Below are 16,444 nucleotides of genomic sequence, written 5' to 3'. Positions count from 1 at the left end.
CGCTCCCCCGACGACATTCGTCGGGCCCTGAGCTGGCCGATTCGTTCGCAAGCTCACTCATGCCGCCACGTGCTCCCGGTAGAAGGTCCAAGCGTCACCGATCATCGCCTGCAGCGTCGGCTTGGCCGGGACCCACCCCAGTTCGGCGCGCGCCTTCGCGGACGACGCGACCAGGGTCGCCGGGTCGCCGTCGCGGCGCGGCGCGACCTCGACCGGCAGCTCGGCGCCGGTGACCTCGCGGACCGCCTCGGCCACCTCACGGTTGGAGAAGCCCTGGCCGTTGCCGAGGTTGTAGAACCGGTGCTCGCCCGGCTTCGACGTCTCCAGCGCCAGCAGGTGCGCGCGGGCCAGGTCCTCGACGTGGATGTAGTCGCGCACGCAGGTGCCGTCCGGCGTCGGGTAGTCGTCGCCGAAGAGCGTCAGCTTCTCCCGCTTGCCGGCCGCGACCTGCAGCGCGATCGGGATCAGGTGCGTCTCCGGGTCGTGCCGCTCGCCGATCGCCCGGTCGTCGCGGATGTAGGCGCCGGCCACGTTGAAGTAGCGCAGCGACGTGACGCCCAGCCGGTGCGCGAACGCCTCCGAGGTGAGCGCCATGTCGAACGCCAGCTTGGTCGCACCGTACGTACTGGTCGGCAGCGTCACCGCGCTCTCGGTGATCGGGATCTCGGTCGGGTTGCCGTAGCAGGCCGCGGTCGAGGAGAAGACGAACCGGGGCACGCCGGCCGCGCGCACCGCGTCCAGCAGGGCCAGCGAGTGCACCACGTTCTGCTGCCAGTACAGCTCCGGCTTGGCCATCGACTCACCGGCCGCGATCAGCCCGGCGAAGTGCAGCACGCCGTCGAACCCGGCGCCCGGCGTGAGCACGGTGGCCGCGTCCTTGATGTCGGCCTCGACGAACGTCGCGTCCGGCGCGACCGACTCCGCGTGCCCGGTGATCAGGCTGTCGAGGACGGTCACCTCGTGCCCGGCGTCCAGCAGCAGCCGGCTGACCACACTGCCGATGTATCCGGCACCGCCGGTGACGAGCAATTTCACGTCCGTGGCCTCCTAAGTCGTGTTGTCACCGATCATAGTTCCACCACAATCGCTCAAGAGTCAACACATTCAAACATTCGACGGTACGAGAAAGGGGCCGCCGGGGACGGCGGCCCCTTCTGTCGCCGCAGCGTCAGCTCGCCTCGCGGATGATGCCGGCGCCGACCGTGCGGTTCGTGGTCTCGTCGATCAGGATGAAGCCGCCGGTGGTGCGGTTGCGGCGGTACTCGTCCGCGAGCAGCGGCACCGTGGTGCGCAGCCGGACCCGGCCGATCTCGTTCAGCCGCAGCTCGGTCGCGCCCTCGTTGCGGTGCAGCGTGTTCACGTCGATCTGGTACTGCAGCCCGCGCACCACGGCCCGCGCGGTCCGGGTGGTGTGCTTGATCGTGTACTTCCCGCCCACGGTCAGCGGCCGCGACTCGTCCATCCAGCAGATCATGGCCTCGATGTCCTGGGCCGGGCTCGGCTGGTTGTGCGGCCGGCAGATCATGTCGCCGCGCGAGATGTCGATCTCGTCCTCCAGCCGCACCGTCACGGACATCGGCGGGAACGCCTGCGCGATCGGCCCGTCCGCGGTGTCGATCGAGGCGATCTTCGAGGTGAGCCCGGACGGCAGCACCATCACGTCGTCGCCCGGCTTGAGCACGCCGGACGCGACCTGACCGGCGTAGCCGCGGTAGTCGGTGACCGTGGTGGACTGCGGGCGGATCACGTACTGCACCGGGAACCGCACGTCGACCAGGTTCCGGTCGGACGCGATGTGCACCCGCTCCAGGTGGTGCAGCAGCGACGGCCCGTCGTACCACGGCGTCTTCTCGGACCGGGTGACGATGTTGTCGCCGTGCAGCGCGGAGATCGGGATGACCGAGAGGTCCGGCGCGTCCAGCTTGGCCGCGAACGAGGTGAACTCGTCCGCGATCCGGTCGTAGACCGCCTGGTCCCAGTCGACCAGGTCCATCTTGTTCACGCACAGGACCAGGTGCGGCACGCGCAGCAGCGAGCAGAGGAACGCGTGCCGCCGGGACTGCTCGACCAGGCCCTTGCGCGCGTCCACCAGGATCAGCGCGAGGTCCGCCGTGGACGCGCCGGTCACCATGTTGCGGGTGTACTGGATGTGCCCCGGGGTGTCCGCGATGATGAACTTCCGCCGCGGCGTGGAGAAGTACCGGTACGCGACGTCGATCGTGATGCCCTGCTCCCGCTCGGCCCGCAGGCCGTCGGTGAGCAGCGCCAGGTTGGTGTACTCGTCGCCGCGTGCCGCGGAGACCGCCTCGACGGCCGCCAGCTGGTCGGTGAAGAGCGACTTGGTGTCGTAGAGCAGGCGGCCGATCAGCGTGGACTTTCCGTCGTCCACCGAGCCGGCGGTGGCGAAGCGGAGCAGGTCCACGGTGCGCGAGTCGTCCGCCACCGGAGCAGGTGCAGTCATGATCTAGAAGTAGCCTTCCCGCTTGCGGTCTTCCATCGAGGCCTCGCTGACCCGGTCGTCGCCGCGGGTCGCGCCGCGCTCGGTCAGCCGGGTGGCCGCGACCTCCGCGATCACCTTCTGCACCGTGTCCGCGTCCGACTCCACGGCCGCGGTCAGCGACGCGTCGCCGACGGTCCGGTACCGCACCCGCTTGGTGACGATCTCCTCGCCCTCCCGGGCCCGCAGGTACTCGTTCACCGCGTAGAGCATGCCGTCGCGGACCACCACGTCCCGGTCGTGCGCGTAGTAGATCGACGGGAGCTCGATCCGCTCGCGTTCGATGTACCGCCAGATGTCCAGCTCGGTCCAGTTGGACAGCGGGAACACCCGGATCGACTCGCCGGGCTGGTGCCGGCCGTTGTAGAGCGACCACAGCTCCGGGCGCTGGTTCTTCGGGTCCCACTGGCCGAAGTCGTCGCGGAACGAGAAGACCCGCTCCTTGGCGCGCGCCTTCTCCTCGTCCCGGCGGGCGCCGCCGAACAGCGCGTCGAACCGGTACTTCTCCTGCGCGGCCAGCAGCACCGGCGTCTGGATGCGGTTGCGGGTGCCGTCGGCCGGCTCGCGGACCGTGCCCGAGTCGATCGCCTCCTGCACGGACGCGACCACCAGGTTCAGCCCGAGCTGCGCGACCCGGCGGTCCCGGTACGCCAGGACCTCGGGGAAGTTGTGGCCGGTGTCCACGTGCATCACCGGGAACGGGATGCGCGCGGGCGCGAACGCCTTCTCCGCGAGGCGCAGCATCACGATCGAGTCCTTGCCCCCGGAGAAGAGCAGCGCCGGGCGCTCGAACTCGGCGACCACCTCGCGCATCACGAAGATGCTCTCCGCTTCGAGGGCGTCAAGATGCGACACCCGGTAAGTAGGTGAGGTCATTCCCGAGCCAACTCCAATTCCCGACTAAGCCGGTTGGTCAAGTGCTGAAAGCTGTCCATCACGGTACCTGCAAGTGCCCGCGGAGTGCAGAAAGCAACCGAGGAGCGAGATCCTTGCGGCAGACGACCAGGTCAGGAAGGCGGGGATTCGCGCCGTTATATTCCAGCGCAGAACCATCGACCCGGCTAGCGTGCAGGCCGGTGGCCGTGGCCACAGCCACCGGCGCGGCCGAGTCCCACTCGTACTGGCCGCCCGCGTGCACGTACGCGTCCACCTCGCCGCCGATCACCGCCGCGATCTTGGCGCCGGCCGACCCCATCGGGACCAGCTCCGCGCCGATCTCCTCGGCCAGCGCGCTGAGGAACGCGGGCGGGCGGGACCGGCTCGCGGCCAGCCGCAGCTTCCCGCCGGTGGCGGACGCGACCGGCATCGGCGGGTACGCCGGCGGGTGGTCCGTGGCGATCACCCGGTGCTGGGCCGGCAGCGCCACCGCGCCCGCGGCCAGCCGGTTCGGGTGCGCGCACCCGGCACCCCACAGCGCCACGTGCACGGCCCAGTCCGTACGGCCCTCCTCGGAGAACTCCCGCGTACCGTCCAGCGGGTCGATGATCCACACCCGGCTCGCGTCCAGCCGGGTGCCGTCACCGGCCAGCACACCGCGCGCGTCCTGCTGCTCCTCGGACAGCACCGCGTCGGCCGGCCGGTGCCGGGCCAGCTCCGACATCAGGAAGTCGTGGGCACGCTTGTCCCCGGCCGCCTTGAGCGCGGCCGGGTCGTCGTGCCCGACCTCCGCGCGCACCTCCATCAGCAGCTGACCGGCGCGACCGGCCAGCCACCGGGCGAACGCCCCGTCGATGACCGGCGGGCTCTCGCCGCCCTGACTCTCACCCATGCCTCAGTCCCATCGCCTCGATGCCCCTGCCGGGCGCCGTTCAGTAGGCGCCGGAGGAGCGGGCCACCACGGCCACCGTACGCAGCAGGATCGTCAGATCCAGTGACAGTGACCAATTCTCCACGTAACTCAGGTCCAGTCGCACGGCCTCGTCCCAGGTGAGGTCCGAGCGGCCGGAGACCTGCCACAGTCCGGTCATCCCCGGCTTGACGACCAGCCGGCGGCGGGCGTCGTCCGGGTACGCGGCGACCTCGGCCGGCAACGGTGGCCGCGGCCCCACCAGCGACATCTCCCCGCGCAGCACGTTCAGCAGCTGCGGGAGCTCGTCCAGGGAGAGCCGGCGCAGCCAGCGGCCGGCCGGCGTGACCCGGGGATCGTCACGGATCTTGAAGAGCACGCCGTCGTGCTCGTTGAGGTGGCGCAGCTCGGCGAGCCGGGCCTCCGCGTCCGGGTACATGCTGCGGAACTTGTACATGACGAACTCGCGCCCGTCCCGCCCCACCCGGACCTGCCGGAAGAGTACCGGCCCGGCCGAACCGAGGCGCACCGCGGCGGCCAGCGCAAGCAGCAGCGGCGCGCTCAGCAGGAGCAGCACGGCCGCGCCGGCCCGGTCGACGATCTCCTTCACCACCCGGGTGGCGCCGTCCAGCCGCGGGTGCTCCACGTGCAGCATCGGCAGCCCGTCCACCGGCCGGACCGTGGTCCGCGAACCGGCCACGTCGATCAGCGCGCTGGCCACGATCAGGTCGGCCTCGTTGCGTTCCAGCCGCCAGGCCAGCCGGCGCAGCGCCTGCCCGTCCAGCTCCGGGCAGCTGAGCACGATCACGGTGTCGGCGGACGCCGCGTCCACCGCCTCGGCGACGTCGTCGAACGTGCCGTAGACCGGCAGCCCGACCGCGCCGTCGTGCCGCGGCGGCAGGCACGCGCCGACCACCTCGTACCCGTGGTAGCGCTCGCGCCGCAGCTGACGGCTCATGTGGATCACGGCGAGCTCGTGGCCGACCAGGATCACCCGGCGCAGGCACTGCCCGCGGGTACGCGCCAGGTGCAGGCGCCGGCGCAGCAGGAAGCGGACCGAGACGGTGGCCGCGGTGGCGACCGGCAGCGCCATCAGCACGTACGAGCGGGCCAGCGGCAGCTCCAGCGCGTACGAGACGATCGCGGCCGCCGCGGTCAGCCCGAGCCCGGCCCGGATCACCCGTTGGTACTCGTCGATGCCGACGTAGAGGAAGCGCCGCTCGTAGCAGCGGCCGAGCGCCAGCACCGCGATCAACGCGATCGGCAGCAGCACGGAGAGCAGCGCGTAGACCCAGTTGCGGGCCGTGACCACCTGGCCGAAGCGCAGCCCGAACGCGAGTGCGCCGGCCAGCACGCCGACGATCAGGTCCGCGCCGAGCAGCCGCCGTACGTAGCGGCCCTCCCAGCCGTACCGCCGGGAGGCCGCGGCGTGCCGGCCGGGCGTGCGGCGCAGCGGCCGCCGCTGCCGTTCGGATGCGGCCGCCGGCGCGTCCGAGACCGGGCTGACCGGCGCGACCGTGCGGTCGAACTCGGCCTGGATCCGTTCCATCGACACGGTGGCGGCCGGGTCGTCCCAGTCCGGCCAGTCGATCGGCCGGGGCCCGCCCGGACGGGGACCCGCGGGCCGGGTCCCGCCGGGGTGCGGTCTCGCGGGCTGCCGGGGCGGCGCGGCCGGCACCGGGCTCGGGGCGTCCGGGGGATGGACCTCCTCGACCAGGATGCCGTCCGGGGTGACCCGATAGAGCACCGGCCAGGTGGCGTCCGCGTCGCGCACCCGCCCCTGCTCCACCGTGCCTCACCCCCGCAGCCTGCATGACGGGCCGGCGCTACCGGCCCGCCCAGGTGACCAACTCCTGATCACCCGGCGGCGTCACGGCTACGTTAGGGGGTAAAAGGGACGAAATATCAGAGTTCAGCGGCCGTGGTAGTAGTTCTGCGCGGGTTCCAGGCCCTTTTCGACGATCATCTCGGTGAAGTCGGCCGCGCGGTCGACCAGGAACTCCAGCTCCTTGCGCTCGGCCCCGGAGAAGTCGGAGAGCACGTAGTCGGCCGGGTCCTGCCGGCCGGGCGGGCGGCCCACGCCGAACCGCACCCGCGCGTACTCCTTGGTGGCCAGCGACTTCGAGATCGAGCGCAGCCCGTTGTGGCCGCCCTCGCCGCCGCCGCGCTTCGCCCTCAGCTCGCCGAACGGGATGTCCAGCTCGTCGTGCACCGCGATCACGTGCTCTACCGGGATCTTGTAGAACTGCGCCAGCGCGGCCGTCGGCCCGCCGGAGAGGTTCATGTAGGTCAGCGGCTTCGCCAGCACCAGCCGCGGGCCGCCGATGCCGAGGCGCCCCTCGGCGACGTCCGCCACCGCGCGCCGGTGCCGGCCGAACTTCCCGCTCACCCGCCTCGCCAGCAGCTCGGCGACCATGAAACCGACGTTGTGCCGGTTTCCCGCGTACTCCTTGCCGGGGTTACCGAGGCCCACGATCAGCCACGGCGCGTCGTCGATGGCGACCTGGTCCGACATGACTCCCTCTCAGGCGGAAACGCCCGCTCCCGCGGAACGCGGGGAGCGGGCGCCTCACATGGCTCGCGACGAAAGCGAAGGGTCTTACTCGGCGGCCTCGGCCGACTCGGCCGCAGCCTCGGCCTCGGCGGAGTCGCCCTCCAGGTCGGCCGCGGTCGGCGCGGCGGAGATCAGCGCGATGACCTGCGCCGGGTCCGCGACGAGCTCGGTGCCCTTCGGCAGCGGGATGTCGCCGGCGGTGATCTGCGAGCCGGCCTCGAGGCCCTCGATCGAGACCTCCAGCGCGTCCGGCAGGTGCAGCGCCTCGGCGGAGACGGAGAGCGTGTCGCTCTCGTGCACGATGAGCGTGTTCTTCGCGGCCTCACCGGTCAGCGTGACCGGGATGTCGACGGTGACCTTCTCGCCGCGCTTCACGATGAGCAGGTCGATGTGCTCGAACGTGTCCTTGATCGGGTCGCGCTGGATCGCCTTGGCCAGCGCCAGGATCGGGCTGCCGCCCGAGATGTCGATCGCGAAGATCTGGTTGGCGCCACCGTGCCGGATGGCGGCGGCGAACTCACGGGCGGGGAGCGCGATGTGCTGCGGCTTCTCGCCGTGCCCGTACAGCACGGCGGGGACCTTGCCGGCGCGGCGGGTACGGCGGGCGCCGCCCTTGCCGAACTCGGTGCGAAGCTCGGCGCTGATCTTTACCTCGGACACGGAAGTAACTCCTGATGCTTTCGTCGGGCTCGTGTGCGATGCTCACCCGATCATGACCGGATGAAGTGGCTGCGGTGCCGGGCGAGAGGCGCGCTGGGCACGGGCCCGGGGCTCAGAAAGGGCCCAGAACACCGCGTCGATCACGATGCCTCCATGCGGCCAGTGCTTCGTCAGCATCGGCCCGCAGGGCACCCTCGCCGTGGCAACCTGACCAGTTTACCCACGGCGTTTCGCCACCCCGACGTGACCCCCGCTGCTCCGCACCCTCCGGCTGCTCAGCGCCGTGCGCACGAACGCCCTGTCGCCGGTCGGGAGCCCGACCGGCGACAGTCCTACCGGAGGTCAGTTCACACCATCCGCCACAACCGGCGGAGGGTTTTAGCCAGGAAAAAGGGCCAAAGCCTAGGAAAGGCCACCGAACAGCGTCGTCACCGAGCCGTCGTCGAAGACCTCGCGGATCGCGCGCGCCAGCAGCGGCGCGATGGACAGCACGGTGATCTTGTCGAGCGTCTTCTCCGGCGGCAACGGCAGCGTGTTCGTGATGACGATCTCGCTGATCGGGCCGTTCTTCAGCCGCTCGGTGGCCGGGTCGGACAGCAGCGCGTGGGTCGCCGCGACCACGATGTCCGCCGCGCCCTGGTCGTGCAGGATGTCCGCGGCCTTGGCGATCGTGCCACCCGTGTCGATCATGTCGTCGACGATCAGGCAGACCCGGCCCTCGACGTCACCGACCACGCGGTTCGCCACCACCTGGTTCGGCTTCAGCGGGTCGCGGGTCTTGTGGATGAACGCCAGCGGGCAGCCGCCCAGCCGGTCCGTCCAGCGCTCCGCGACGCGCACCCGGCCGGAGTCCGGCGCGACCACGGTCATCGGCCGGCCCTTGTACTTCTGCTCGACGTACGACGCCAGCGTGTCCATCGCGAACAGGTGGTCGACCGGCCCGTCGAAGAAGCCCTGGATCTGCGCGGTGTGCAGGTCCACGGTCAGGATCCGGTTCGCGCCCGCGGTCTTCAGCAGGTCGGCCACCAGCCGCGCGGAGATCGGCTCGCGGCCGCGGTGCTTCTTGTCCTGCCGCGCGTACGGGTAGAACGGCAGGACCACGGTGATCCGCTTGGCCGAACCTCGCTTCAGCGCGTCCACCATGATCAGGGTCTCCATGACCCAGCGGTTGACGCCCTCGGTGACGGACTGGACGACGAACGCGTCCGATCCGCGCACCGACTCATTGAAACGGACGAAGATCTCACCGTTGGCGAACTCGTACGAGTCCGACGGTGTCGGCGCGACCCCGAGGGTCTTGCCGATCTCCTGCGCGAGTTCCGGGAAACCCCGGCCGCTGAAGAGCATCAGGCTCTTACGGTTCTCCGCGACGATGCTGCCCATCGGCGTAACGCTCCCCGGGTCGAGGGTCTGTGTGTCACCGGCGGACGTCATCGTCGCCAGCAGATGCAGTATCTCCCCGTCAGCTGCTCGATCCATCGGGGTCCGCGACGTCGTTATTAGCCTCACCCTGGCTTGCGCGCGCCCTGCCTGCGGCTTCGGCTGCCGCGGTGCCCGGCCGGCGCCGCTCCACCCAGCCCTCGATGTTGCGCTGACGCGCGCGGGAGACGCCGAGCGCGCCCGGCGGCACGTCCTCGGTGATCGTCGAGCCGGCCGCGGTGTACGCCCCGTCGCCCACGGTCACCGGCGCCACGAACATGTTGTCCGCGCCGGTCCGCGCGTGCGCGCCGATCACCGAGCGGTACTTGTTGACGCCGTCGTAGTTGACGAAGACCGTGGCCGCGCCGATGTTGCTCTGCTCGCCGATGGTGGCGTCACCCACGTACGACAGGTGCGGCACCTTGCTGCCCGCGCCGATCTCCGAGTTCTTCGTCTCGACGAACGTGCCGACCTTCGACTTCTCGTGCAGCCGCGACTTCGGGCGCAGGTACGCGTACGGCCCGACGCTGGCCCGCGCGCCGATCTCCGCCTCCACCGCGTGCGCGCGCAGCACGGTCGCGCCGGCGCCCACGGTGGTGTCGATCAGCGTCGTGTCCGGGCCGACCGTGGCACCGGCGGCCACCCGCGACGTACCGCGGATCTGGGTGTTCTGGTCGATCGTCGCGTCCGGCTCGACGGTCACGGTGACGTCGATCCAGGTGGTGGCCGGGTCCAGGATCGCGACGCCGGAACGCATCAGCGCGGTGTTGACCCGGTCGCGCAGCCGCGCGCGCAGCCCGGCCAGCTCCACCCGGTCGTTGCAGCCCAGCGTCTCCTCCGGGTCACCGGCCACGTGCACGCCGACCGGCTCACCGGCCGCGGCGAGCAGGCCGAACACGTCGGTCAGGTACTCCTCGCCCTGGTCGTTGTCGGTGGAGAGCTTGCCCAGCGTGGTGCGCAGGGTCGCGGCGTCGAACGCGTAGATGCCCGCGTTCACCTCGGCGATCAGGCGCTCGGCCGCGGACGCGTCCCGCTCCTCGACGATCCGCTCCAGCCCACCGTCCGCGGCCCGCACGATGCGGCCCAGCCCGGCCGGGTCGGTCACGGAGGCGGCCAGCACGGTGGCGGCGGCGCCCGCGGTCTCGTGCGCCTCGATCAGCGCGCGCACGGTCTCGCCGCGCAGCAGCGGGACGTCACCGTTCAGCACCACGACGGTGCCGGTCAGCCCGGCGTCCAGCGACTCCAGCGCGATCCGGACCGCGTGGCCGGTGCCGTTCTGCTGTTCCTGGCGGACGGTCAGCGCGTCCGGCGCGATCTCGGCCAGGTGCTGCGGCACCGCGTCGCCGCCGTGACCGACGACGACCAGCGTGGTGTCCGCCCCGGCGGACGCGGCCGCGCTGAGCACGTGGCCGACCAGCGTGCGGCCGAGCAGGGGGTGCAGGACCTTGGGGAGGCTTGACTTCATCCGCTTGCCCTCACCGGCGGCGAGGACGATGACGGTGCGGGGCCGGGCCTGGCTCACGAGATGCTCCGATTCAGGCGGTAGCGGGGTGCGGCCCCATGCTAGGCCAGAAGGGGTGACCGGGCCGGGATCCCCCCAGTCGCGAATCGGACGCCGGCTCGATCGTGGGAGAGCTCGGCCGCTAGGACTCGAACCTAGAATGTCGGGACCAAAACCCGAAGTGTTGCCAATTACACCACGGCCGATCGCAGCGCCCCGTCAGCGTAGCGCCTTGCCGTACCGGCACGGAACCGACATTGCCCCACCGGACCCGCCGCCGGGAGCCGGACCGCCGCCGGGAGCCCGGCCCGCCGCCCGCCGCCGGGAGCCGTGGTGATCGGCGAACCTGGCAGGATGGGCGGATGGCCGACGACACCGCGCATCCTCCGGAGGCGTCCCGCGCGTCCGCCCGCACCGCCAAGAGCGGTTCCCGCGTGCGCATGTCCGCCGCCCAGCGCCGCGAGCAGCTCATCGTGATCGGCCGCCAGCTCTTCGCCGAGCGCGGCTTCGACGCCACCTCGATCGAGGAGGTCGCCGCGCGCGCCAAGGTCTCCAAGCCGGTCGTCTACGAGCACTTCGGCGGCAAGGAGGGCCTCTACGCCGTCGTCGTCGACCGCGAGGTCCGCTCGCTGCTCGACCGGATCACCACCGCGCTCACCGCCGGCCACCCCCGCGAACTGCTCGAGCAGGCCGCGCTCGCGCTGCTGGAGTACATCGAGGAGGAGACGAACGGCTTCCGCGTGCTCACCCGCGAGTCCCCGCTGCTCTCCGCGTCCGGCAACTTCTCCAGCGTGCTGAACGACGTCGCCCACCAGGTCGAGCACATCCTCGGCGACGAGTTCAAGTCCCGCGGCTACGACCCCAAGCTCGCCGAGCTCTACTCGCAGGCGCTGGTCGGCATGGTCGCGCTGGTCGGCCGCTGGTGGCTGGAGGTGCGCAAGCCCCGCAAGGAGGTCGTCGCCTCGCACCTGGTCAACCTCTCCTGGAACGGCCTCTCCAACCTCGCCGCCAAGCCGACGCTGATCACCCGCCCGGGTAGGTAGGTCAGCCCTTCGCGGGCGTGACCTGGTTGCGGCGGAGCGCCCCCTCGGTCCGGGCGGGCTCCGGCGGGCCGGCCTTGTCGTAGAGGCCGGCGGTCAGCACCAGCGTGCCGATGACCAGCCAGACGATCGCGTTGACCATGGACCAGTTGAAGATGTTGAGGTCGGTCCGCAGCACCGCGATCCCGGCCAGGCCGCCGGCCAGCAGCACCCAGCTGCCGTAGTAGTTGATCCAGTGGCTGAGGTCGCCACCGATCACGTAGCCGGCCGCCAGGACCGCGCCGATCAGGATGGAGACCAGCGAGAACGCCATGTTGGTCCGCATCCAGAGCGCCCAGATGCTCTCCCGGGAGAAGAAGTCGTCACCGGTGGAGGCGATTGCGCCCATGACGCCGAAGGCCAGGATGAGGACGCCGCACAGGCCGGAGACCGCCCGGTAGAACGGCCGCAGGGGGTGATTGATCGGGATGTGAGCCATGTCGCCCACCTTCCTAGCGCGCTCGTCGGCCATGGACCGGTGGTCCCGCGTCCGCGGGCCGCACCTGCACTCCATCCTTCCCCAGGACACCTGCGCATATGCACGAAACCGCCCAGAGTGCGGGGCACCCTGGGCGGCGGCGGAGCGGAGAGGCTTGGGTCAGTGCGAGGTGGCGACCGAACGGTCCGCCGGGGCACTGCGCGAGTAGAGGCCGGCGGTGATCATCAGAGTGCCGACCACGAACCACACGATCGTGGTGATGATGCTGTGGTTCAGCACGTTCGCGTCGGTCCGGATGACCGCCAGGAACAGCATGCCGATCACCAGCGTCGCCCAGCCGAGGTACGTGTAGGCGATCGTGTCCGCGTTCCGGCCGACCACGGTGCCGAGCACGACCAGCGCGCCGATCACGATGGAGAGGAGCGAGTTGGCCAGGTTGGTGCCCTGGCCGAGCACCTCGCCGACGCCGATGCCGAGCGGCGGCTCACCGCCGGTCCGGATCGCGCCCAGCACACCGAACACGATCATGTAAAGCCCGCTCAGACCACCGACGATGCGGTAGATCGGCCGCAGCGGGTGGTTGACGGGCATGTGCGACGCCATCGGTCCTCAACCTCCAAGTGGGGCGCACGCCGGTCGCACGCCGCGATCATCCGAACGGAGATTGTGACGTATGCGCGTGCACCGTGCCTCCGCAGCCCGGCGCGACGCGGCACACCTCACTACCCGTCGCCGAGCCGGTCGGCGAGGTCGAGCCACGCCTCCTCGGCCTCGGCCCGCTCCGCCTGCACCGCCTTGAGCTGTGCGTCCAGCTCCGCGACCCGGCCGTAGTCGGTGGCGTTGGCGGCGAGCTGCTCGTGCAGCTTCGCCTCCTTCTGCTCCAGCTTCGACACCGCGCGCTCCAGCTTCCCGAGCTCCTTCTTGCCCGCGCGCACGTCGGCCGCCGACAGCGTGTCCGAGCGGTCGGGCTTGGCGGCCTTCGACGTCGCGGCCGGGGTGGTGGGCGCGCCGCCGATCCGCGACAGGTACTCGTCGATCCCGCCGACCAGGTGGGTGATCTGACCGTCGCCGAGCAGCCCGTAGACCGTGTCGGTGACGCGCTCGACCAGGTAGCGGTCGTGACTGGCCACGATCAGCGTGCCCGGCCAGGTGTCCAGCAGGTCCTCCAGCGAGGCCAGCGTGTCCGTGTCCAGGTCGTTCGTCGGCTCGTCGAGCAGCAGCAGGTTCGGCTCGCCGGCCAGCAGGCGCAGCAGCTGCAGCCGCCGCCGCTCGCCGCCGGAGAGGTCGGAGACCGGGGTCCAGAGCCGCCGGTCGGTGAAGCCGAACACCTCGGCCAGCTGCGACGCGGACAGCTCCCGGTCGCCGAGCTGGACCCGGCGGGCCACCTCCTCGACCGCCTCCAGCAGCCGCAGGTGGCCGGGCAGCTCGTGCAGTTCCTGGGAGAGGAACGCGGCCTTGACGGTCTGGCCCCGCCGGAACGCGCCGGAGTCCGGGGACGTGATGCCGGCCAGCAGGCGCAGCAGCGTGGTCTTGCCGGCGCCGTTCGCGCCGAGCAGCGCGATCCGGTCGCCCGGCCCGATCCGCCAGGTGACGTCGTCCAGGATCTTCTTCGGCCCGGCGAAGAGCGTCACGTCCTCCAGGTCGTAGACCTGCTTGCCGAGCCGCGACGTGGCCAGCCGGGTCAGCGACACCGAGTCGCGGGCCGGCGGCACGTCCGCGATCAGCGCGTTCGCCGCGTCGATCCGGAACTGCGGCTTGGAGGTACGCGCCGGCGGTCCCCGGCGCAGCCAGGCGATCTCCTTGCGCAGCAGGTTCTGCCGGCGGGCCTCGGTCGCGGCCGCGACCCGCTCGCGCTCGGCCCGGGCCAGCGTCCAGGCCGCGTAGCCGCCCTCGTAGGCGCGCACGGTCTGGTCCGCGACCTCCCAGGTGGCGGTGCAGACCTCGTCCAGGAACCAGCGGTCGTGGGTGACCACGACGAGCGCGCCGCGCCGCTTGAGCAGGTGCGCGGCCAGCCAGTTGACGCCGGCCACGTCCAGGTGGTTGGTCGGCTCGTCCAGGATCAGCAGGTCGGAGGTGCGGATCAGCAGCGCGGCCAGCGCGACCCGGCGGCGCTCGCCACCGGACATCGGGCCGACCGGCGCGTCCAGGCCGAGGTGGCCCATGCCGAGCCCGTCCAGCACCGCGCGCACGCCGGCGTCGCCGGCCCACTCGTGTTCCGCGCCGAAGCCCTCGTCGAGCCAGGCGGTGCCGAGCACCACGTCCCGGACGGTGGCATCGCCCTGCAGCGTCAGCGACTGCGGCAGCTGGGCGACGCGCAGGTCACGGCGGTGCGTGACGCGGCCGTCGTCCGGCTCCTCCTGCTTGGTCAGCATGCGCAGCAGCGTGCTCTTGCCGGCCCCGTTGAGGCCGACCACGCCGACCCGGTCGGTGTCCTCCAGGCCGAGCGACACGTTCGTGAGCAGCGCGCCGACGGCGCCGTAGCCCTTCGAGACGCGGTCGAGATTGACCAGGTTCGCCATGACTCCCCAGATGCTTGTTACAGGATGCGGGCGCCGGGCACGGGACCGTGCGCGGTGCCGGCGGCACGGCAGAGGCCGGACGCCTCGATCTCCGTGGTGAGCGCTTCCGCGTGCGCGGCGTCGCGGGCGAGGAACAGCACGGTCGGGCCGGAGCCGGAGACCAGGCTGGCGCAGGCACCCGCGGCGAGACCCGCCTTCATCAGGCCGGCCAGGCCGGGCCGCAGCGAGAGCGCGGCGGCCTGCAGGTCGTTGCCGAGCGCGGCGGCCAGCACCGCCGGGTCCTTCTGCCGGAGCGCGGCCAGCAGCGCGTCCGCGCTGCCCAGCGGCGTGGGACCGGCCGACTCGGCGCGCAGCCGATCCAGCTCGCGGTAGACCTCCGGGGTGGACAGGCCGCCGTCCGCGACCGCGACCACCCAGTGCCAGGAGTGCGGTCGGACCAGGACCGGGCTGATCGTCTCGCCGTGACCGGTGCCGAGCGCGGTGCCGCCGTAGATCAGGAACGGCACGTCCGAGCCGAGCGTGGCCGCGACCTCGGCCAGCTGGTCGCGGGAGAGCCCGATGCCCCAGAGCGCGTCGCAGGCGACCAGTGCGGCGGCCGCGTCCGCGCTGCCGCCGGCCAGGCCGGCCGCGAGCGGGATCTGCTTGCGCAGGTGCAGCCGGGCGTGCGCGGGGACGCGGGCGTAGTCGGCCAGCGCCTGCACCGCCCGGATGATCAGGTTGGAGCCGTCCAGCGCGAGCGAGCCGGTGCCCTCGCCCTCCATGGTCAGGCTCAGCGTGTCGCCGCGCCGCGCGGTCAGCTCGTCGTACAGCGAGATCGCCTGGTACACCGTGTTCAGCTCGTGGAAGCCGTCGTCGCGCAGCGGCCCGACGCCCAGGTGCAGGTTGATCTTCGAGGGGACGCGGACCCGCACCGGGCCCGTCATCGCCGAGCGGGGACGGTCGTCCTCCGGCCTCCAGGCCTCCGTCACCGCGCGACGCCCCGGCCCGGGACGGCGCTCCTACCGGCCGTGTCGATCATCGCCGCCCACCTCCTCGTCGCTCGGCTCGGCGCAACTCTACCGCCAAGCCGATCCGGCGTTAGGAACCCGCCGCGGCCGCGATCGCGATGAACTGCTCGACGTCCAGCTGCTCGCCCCGGGCACGCGGGTCGACACCGGCGGCGAGCAGCACCTTCTCGGCCAGGTCCGGCCCGCCGGCCCAGCCGGCCAGCGCGGCGCGCAGCGTCTTGCGCCGCTGCGCGAACGCCGCGTCGACCACGGCGAAGACCTTCTCCCGCGGTACGCCGTCGCGGGGCGACTCGCGCCGGGTGAACGCGACCAGCCCGGAGTCCACGTTCGGCACCGGCCAGAACACGTTCGGCGGCACCTTGCCGGCCGGCCGGGCCGGGCCGTACCAGGCGAGCTTCACGGACGGGACACCGTAGATCTTGGAGCCGGGCGCCGCCACCAGCCGGTCGGCGACCTCCTTCTGCACCATCACCAGGCCGGTGCGCAGGCTGGGCAGCGTGGCCAGCAGGTGCAGCACGACCGGGACCGCCACGTTGTACGGCAGGTTCGCGACCAGCGCGGTCGGCGCCGGTTCGGGCAGCGCCGTGACCTTCAGCGCGTCCAGGAGGTGCACGGTGAGCCGGTCCGCCCGGTCCGGCAGCCGCTCCGCGGCCGTGCGCGGCAGGCGGGCGGCGAGCACCGGGTCGATCTCCACGGCGTGCACGTGCCGGGCGGCGCCGAGCAGGCCCAGCGTGAGCGAGCCGAGGCCGGGGCCGACCTCCAGCGCCACGTCGTCCGGCGTCAGCCCGGCCGCGGCCACGATGCGCCGCACCGTGTTGGGGTCGTGGACGAAGTTCTGCCCGAGCCGCTTGGTGGGCGCCACACCGAGGCTGGCCGCCAGCTCCCGAATCTCCGCGGGCCCGAGTAATCCGTCCATGACGAGCGATCCTAGAGCCTGTATCGACGTGCGGACTCCCGCGACGTGCGACCCGGCTCCCACGTCG

At 71.8% G+C, this 16,444-nt stretch carries 15 protein-coding genes and 1 tRNA gene; 1 reads left to right on the top strand and 15 read right to left on the bottom strand.

Annotation, left to right across the window (positions count from 1 at the left end):
• Window positions 1-57: 57 nt before the first annotated feature.
• The 10 genes from galE to J2S44_RS22320 all read right to left on the bottom strand — a co-directional run bounded on the left by galE (window position 58) and on the right by J2S44_RS22320 (window position 10,623).
• Window positions 58-1,035 carry a UDP-glucose 4-epimerase GalE gene (gene galE, locus J2S44_RS22365; protein WP_310417283.1) on the bottom strand — a complete coding sequence of 326 codons (978 nt, stop codon included), beginning with the start codon at window positions 1,033-1,035 and terminating at the stop codon, window positions 58-60.
• A gap of 133 nt (window positions 1,036-1,168) precedes the next feature.
• Window positions 1,169-2,461 carry a sulfate adenylyltransferase subunit CysN gene (gene cysN, locus J2S44_RS22360; protein ID WP_310417280.1) on the bottom strand — a complete coding sequence of 431 codons (1,293 nt, stop codon included), beginning with the start codon at window positions 2,459-2,461 and terminating at the stop codon, window positions 1,169-1,171.
• A 3-nt stretch (window positions 2,462-2,464) separates the two neighbouring features.
• Window positions 2,465-3,373, bottom strand: coding sequence for a sulfate adenylyltransferase subunit CysD (gene cysD / locus J2S44_RS22355; protein WP_310417278.1), 909 nt, complete (start codon window positions 3,371-3,373; stop codon window positions 2,465-2,467).
• A 58-nt stretch (window positions 3,374-3,431) separates the two neighbouring features.
• Window positions 3,432-4,265: a 3'(2'),5'-bisphosphate nucleotidase CysQ gene (locus J2S44_RS22350; RefSeq protein WP_310417274.1), complete on the bottom strand. Its 834-nt coding sequence runs from the start codon at window positions 4,263-4,265 to the stop codon at window positions 3,432-3,434.
• Window positions 4,266-4,305: 40 nt separating this feature from the next.
• Window positions 4,306-5,832, bottom strand: a complete 1,527-nt coding sequence (locus tag J2S44_RS22345; protein ID WP_445343973.1) for a sugar transferase — start codon at window positions 5,830-5,832, stop codon at window positions 4,306-4,308.
• A 363-nt stretch (window positions 5,833-6,195) separates the two neighbouring features.
• The gene (gene pth / locus J2S44_RS22340; protein WP_310417268.1) at window positions 6,196-6,798 is read right to left on the bottom strand and encodes an aminoacyl-tRNA hydrolase; all 603 of its coding nucleotides are present in this window, start codon (window positions 6,796-6,798) and stop codon (window positions 6,196-6,198) included.
• Window positions 6,799-6,882: 84 nt separating this feature from the next.
• Window positions 6,883-7,497, bottom strand: a complete 615-nt coding sequence (locus J2S44_RS22335) for a 50S ribosomal protein L25/general stress protein Ctc (RefSeq protein ID WP_310417265.1) — start codon at window positions 7,495-7,497, stop codon at window positions 6,883-6,885.
• A 402-nt stretch (window positions 7,498-7,899) separates the two neighbouring features.
• Window positions 7,900-8,880, bottom strand: a complete 981-nt coding sequence (locus J2S44_RS22330) for a ribose-phosphate diphosphokinase (RefSeq protein ID WP_307242949.1) — start codon at window positions 8,878-8,880, stop codon at window positions 7,900-7,902.
• 79 nt (window positions 8,881-8,959) lie between these two features.
• Window positions 8,960-10,438, bottom strand: a complete 1,479-nt coding sequence (gene glmU / locus J2S44_RS22325) for a bifunctional UDP-N-acetylglucosamine diphosphorylase/glucosamine-1-phosphate N-acetyltransferase GlmU (protein ID WP_310417263.1) — start codon at window positions 10,436-10,438, stop codon at window positions 8,960-8,962.
• A 113-nt stretch (window positions 10,439-10,551) separates the two neighbouring features.
• A tRNA-Gln gene (locus tag J2S44_RS22320) sits at window positions 10,552-10,623 on the bottom strand.
• Between the two features lie 156 nt (window positions 10,624-10,779).
• Here J2S44_RS22320 and J2S44_RS22315 point away from each other — a divergent pair.
• On the top strand, window positions 10,780-11,460 hold the full coding sequence (locus tag J2S44_RS22315; RefSeq protein WP_374727889.1) for a TetR family transcriptional regulator: 681 nt from the start codon (window positions 10,780-10,782) through the stop codon (window positions 11,458-11,460).
• Between the two features lies 1 nt (window position 11,461).
• Here J2S44_RS22315 and J2S44_RS22310 read toward each other — a convergent pair whose 3' ends face one another.
• The 5 genes from J2S44_RS22310 to rsmA all read right to left on the bottom strand — a co-directional run bounded on the left by J2S44_RS22310 (window position 11,462) and on the right by rsmA (window position 16,377).
• Window positions 11,462-11,935, bottom strand: coding sequence for a DUF4383 domain-containing protein (locus tag J2S44_RS22310; protein ID WP_310417260.1), 474 nt, complete (start codon window positions 11,933-11,935; stop codon window positions 11,462-11,464).
• Window positions 11,936-12,094: 159 nt separating this feature from the next.
• Window positions 12,095-12,538 (bottom strand): DUF4383 domain-containing protein, encoded by a 444-nt coding sequence (locus tag J2S44_RS22305; protein ID WP_310417258.1) that lies wholly within the window; start codon window positions 12,536-12,538, stop codon window positions 12,095-12,097.
• 119 nt (window positions 12,539-12,657) lie between these two features.
• Window positions 12,658-14,454, bottom strand: a complete 1,797-nt coding sequence (locus J2S44_RS22300) for an ABC-F family ATP-binding cassette domain-containing protein (RefSeq protein WP_310417255.1) — start codon at window positions 14,452-14,454, stop codon at window positions 12,658-12,660.
• Between the two features lie 17 nt (window positions 14,455-14,471).
• Window positions 14,472-15,422 (bottom strand): 4-(cytidine 5'-diphospho)-2-C-methyl-D-erythritol kinase, encoded by a 951-nt coding sequence (locus tag J2S44_RS22295; protein WP_310417252.1) that lies wholly within the window; start codon window positions 15,420-15,422, stop codon window positions 14,472-14,474.
• A gap of 109 nt (window positions 15,423-15,531) precedes the next feature.
• Window positions 15,532-16,377, bottom strand: a complete 846-nt coding sequence (gene rsmA, locus J2S44_RS22290; RefSeq protein ID WP_310417250.1) for a 16S rRNA (adenine(1518)-N(6)/adenine(1519)-N(6))-dimethyltransferase RsmA — start codon at window positions 16,375-16,377, stop codon at window positions 15,532-15,534.
• Window positions 16,378-16,444: the final 67 nt, after the last annotated feature.

Origin of the sequence: Catenuloplanes niger (assembly GCF_031458255.1) — a bacterium.
Lineage (GTDB): Bacteria > Actinomycetota > Actinomycetes > Mycobacteriales > Micromonosporaceae > Catenuloplanes > Catenuloplanes niger.
This window is presented reverse-complemented; position numbering and strand designations above follow the sequence as displayed.

What these genes read in the sequence shown, in the direction of transcription:
- cysN (WP_310417280.1), bottom strand. Translation starts at nt 2,461, where the DNA reads ATGACTGCACCTGCTCCGGTGGCGGACGACTCGCGCACCGTGGACCTG.
- J2S44_RS22315 (WP_374727889.1), top strand. Translation starts at nt 10,780, where the DNA reads ATGGCCGACGACACCGCGCATCCTCCGGAGGCGTCCCGCGCGTCCGCC.
- J2S44_RS22330 (WP_307242949.1), bottom strand. Translation starts at nt 8,880, where the DNA reads ATGGGCAGCATCGTCGCGGAGAACCGTAAGAGCCTGATGCTCTTCAGC.
- J2S44_RS22300 (WP_310417255.1), bottom strand. Translation starts at nt 14,454, where the DNA reads ATGGCGAACCTGGTCAATCTCGACCGCGTCTCGAAGGGCTACGGCGCC.
- rsmA (WP_310417250.1), bottom strand. Translation starts at nt 16,377, where the DNA reads ATGGACGGATTACTCGGGCCCGCGGAGATTCGGGAGCTGGCGGCCAGC.
- J2S44_RS22305 (WP_310417258.1), bottom strand. Translation starts at nt 12,538, where the DNA reads ATGGCGTCGCACATGCCCGTCAACCACCCGCTGCGGCCGATCTACCGC.
- pth (WP_310417268.1), bottom strand. Translation starts at nt 6,798, where the DNA reads ATGTCGGACCAGGTCGCCATCGACGACGCGCCGTGGCTGATCGTGGGC.
- J2S44_RS22345 (WP_445343973.1), bottom strand. Translation starts at nt 5,832, where the DNA reads ATGGAACGGATCCAGGCCGAGTTCGACCGCACGGTCGCGCCGGTCAGC.
- cysD (WP_310417278.1), bottom strand. Translation starts at nt 3,373, where the DNA reads ATGACCTCACCTACTTACCGGGTGTCGCATCTTGACGCCCTCGAAGCG.
- J2S44_RS22310 (WP_310417260.1), bottom strand. Translation starts at nt 11,935, where the DNA reads ATGGCTCACATCCCGATCAATCACCCCCTGCGGCCGTTCTACCGGGCG.
- J2S44_RS22350 (WP_310417274.1), bottom strand. Translation starts at nt 4,265, where the DNA reads ATGGGTGAGAGTCAGGGCGGCGAGAGCCCGCCGGTCATCGACGGGGCG.